1 protein-coding gene is annotated in these 3,225 nt (G+C 45.2%); it reads left to right on the top strand.

Translation table 11 applies throughout. The annotated features are described in order from the left end of the window. On the top strand, positions 1-3,225 hold a 3,225-nt coding region (locus tag ACH2DQ_RS21920), incomplete at both ends, for a hypothetical protein (RefSeq protein ID WP_395028324.1).

Below are 3,225 nucleotides of genomic sequence, written 5' to 3'. Positions count from 1 at the left end.
TGAAATGTTTGAGTTTAACGGTGATTACGATGGCGCTGGCCATAAGATCACTCAGGACAATAAAGATATTGGATTTATATCCTATTTAAGAAGTAAAGATAAAGCGTCATTTACAGCCAGTGTACATGATTTACAGATGCAGGTTAAAGCAACGGATACGTCCGGCAAAAAGCTTAAGAACCTTGGAAAATACCAGGAAGCATCCAACTATACGGCAAACCTCGGACTGATTGCAGATTATGCGGATAGTGCGTTGCTGGATAAGATCACGGTAAGCGGAGAGGTACGTGCCCAGGGATTCACAAACCTTGCAAATGTAAAGAAATACATAAATAACAGCTATACACTTGGCGGTGTGGCAGGATTCATCAGAGATTCAGAAGTAACCGATACAAGAAATAATGCAACCCTTGGAGTAAATTTAAGCAGGCCGGAAGCAGATGTTCCACTTGGAAATGGGGACACCCTGAAAGTGAAATACGATCTGCCGGCAGCCCTCAGTATAGAAACAGCCGGAATTGCAGCGTATGCGAAAGATACCAAATTCGTGAAAGTTTCCAATAATGGTGAAATTATCGCCAGCCAGGGAAATCATCACGCAGCGGGTCTGGTGCATACCATGGAAGGAAGTAAATCACAGATTTCCCAGAGTATGAACGGCGGGTATATCAGAGCTCACAACGGAACAGCGGCAGGACTTGTAAAAGATTTAAGAAGCGGTCAGATCAAACAGGCATACAATACCGGTAAAGTAACGGCACTTGCAGTTGCTTCGGCCGGAGGCAGCGGAACCGCAGTTGGTATTGCCGCAGATGTTGCAGGCAGTGTTACGGAAGTTTATAACGCAGGATTTGTTAGCGGAAAATATCAGGGAAGCTTATCCAGGAGCAAAGGATCCAGAGGGCAGTTTACAAAAGCATATTACCTGAAGGATGAAAATTTCTACTGGGGAGATTCCACACAGCTGCCCGGATTGCCGGGATCCATGGTGGTGACAGACGATAAAGATCTGGAATTGTACCTGGGATTTGGCAGGGCACCGAATGAATATTGGGCTTTCGCAGACAACAAACACGAAGATTATGTAACAACACCGGCAGATCCGGACAATGGTATTGACGAGGTATACCAGGATACCTACGCACTGACTTATGCAGAAATCACGGATGCAGCCGCAATGGCAGCAAAGGGATTTGATATGACTACAGGAAGTACGGATAAGTCCTGGAAGCTGGATCCGAATCCGGTAAATGATACCATTAACAGCAGTAACCTCTTATTGAGGGATTATGCAAAAGATCCATATCCACTGCCGCAGTTTACGCAGTATGAACATAAGACAAGAAAAGACTTAAACTTCCCGCTTCTGTTCGGAGCGGCGCAGGAAACAGGGAAGACGCCGTATGGAAGCAGTGATAAGAAGCTGAAATACGAACCGTATGACCCGGTGGCTGACAAAGGGAAAACAGAAACCTTCAAGGATACCATCAAGGTAGATCTGAATAATGTGAGTACCACAGCCAGATATAAAGTCCTGGTCTATGAAGGCGATGCGATTGCAGAGGATGTTAAGAAACAGGAGAAACAGAAGCTATTCGTTACCATTGAAAAGAAATATGTGGATCTTCGGGATCCGGGTAACCTGTCCAACATCAGTAATCTGAACAATATGCAGTACAGTAAGATTTATGTGGACGGGCAGAGCGGATACTATTATGAAGTCCTGGTAAGGGATGGATATGGAAATGAAGTACCGGCGATATTTGCCAATAAAGAATTTGTCAATAACAAAAATGAGATTTTATTGAACAACAATGTATTAGACAGGCTGGAAGAGCCTCAGAAGGACAAGCCATATTACAGTGCAACAGTAGTGGAATATCAGGTTCCGGGCAAGGAGCAGACAGATGAAAACAACTTCTACTCTAAGTTCAGCCCGCATTTTGCGAAAGCAACAGAGACGCAGAGTGCTTCATGGGAATTTGGAACTGCGGCAAAACCTTATGAGATCATGACTCAGCGAAACCTCTATAACATCAGTCTTGGAGGAATCAAACATGGGGACAGCCATTATCTGAAATCTCATTATGCACAGACACAGGATCTGGAATTAAAAGATCAGAAATTATCCGTGCCTGTGCAGGCGAACCAGGAAGGAACCATGCAGGAATTCTGGAAGCGGGGTATTGGAACTGCGACTTTGGATTTCTCTGGAACCTATACTGGAGCGGCAGCAGGAGGAACGAATCACAAAATCCTGGATAACAGGTCGGCATCAGCAGCGAAACCGGTTGGATACAGCATTTTTAACGGTATGAGCAAGACAGCTAAAGTATCGAACCTGGATTACATTATTAATAAAGCGGATTACCGTATCCTTGCAGATGCTATCCTTGTAAAGACAGGAGCGGGTACCATTTCCGGTATCAACCTCACTTCTGCCGCAGCGGATACTAAAGTAAAAGTAACCACCACAAGTCCGGACCGGTTTGGTCTGATTGCGGGTGAAATAAAAGCGGAACCAGGAGCAGCTGAGATACCGGTTGTTGAAAAGATTGACATCAGGAAAGAGATTTCTGTGGAAAATCAGGTTTCGAATAAAGAGGACATAGGCAGTACGGTTGGCAAGATCACCGGTTCTGCAAATCTGGCAGATGTAACTTCGGCAGCATCTCTAAACCATACCGGAGCAAGCAGCAGTCCGGCTTCTACAGGCGGAATTGCAGGACGCGTTACAGTACCTGCAGGTTCCACAGAGCAGGCAGCATTAAGCTTGAAAAATGTACATTACCTTGGCGGAAAACTGATCGTGAGCAATGCAGCGAACCAGCGAATCGGCGGAATTGCAGGCATCATGGAACAGACTGACGCTGTAATAGATAACGCATCCTCATCAGCGGATATCACCGTAAACCGTACAAACGGTCAGGGCGCTTACGGCGGATTGATTGGAAAATTAATAAAGTCCGATATGAATCTGAAAAACGCAAGTGCAGCGGGAAATATCATAGAGGATAGTTCAACCCAGAGTTATAATCAGGGCGGAACTTTTGGTGGAATCATCGGTGATGTTCAGGAAGTTAAAAATATTGAATTTACAAATGTAACAGCAGGCAGCTTTGATACGGCAGCCGGAAAATCTGCTACGCAGATACAGGTTGTCAACAGCGGAAGCTACGAAGCAGTGCTTGGCGGAATCATTGGAAAAGCAGTAATGGCAGCACC

The organism is Robinsoniella sp., assembly GCF_034124845.1.
The sequence above is the reverse complement of the archived record's forward strand: the minus strand, read 5'-3'. Positions and strand labels throughout refer to the sequence as shown.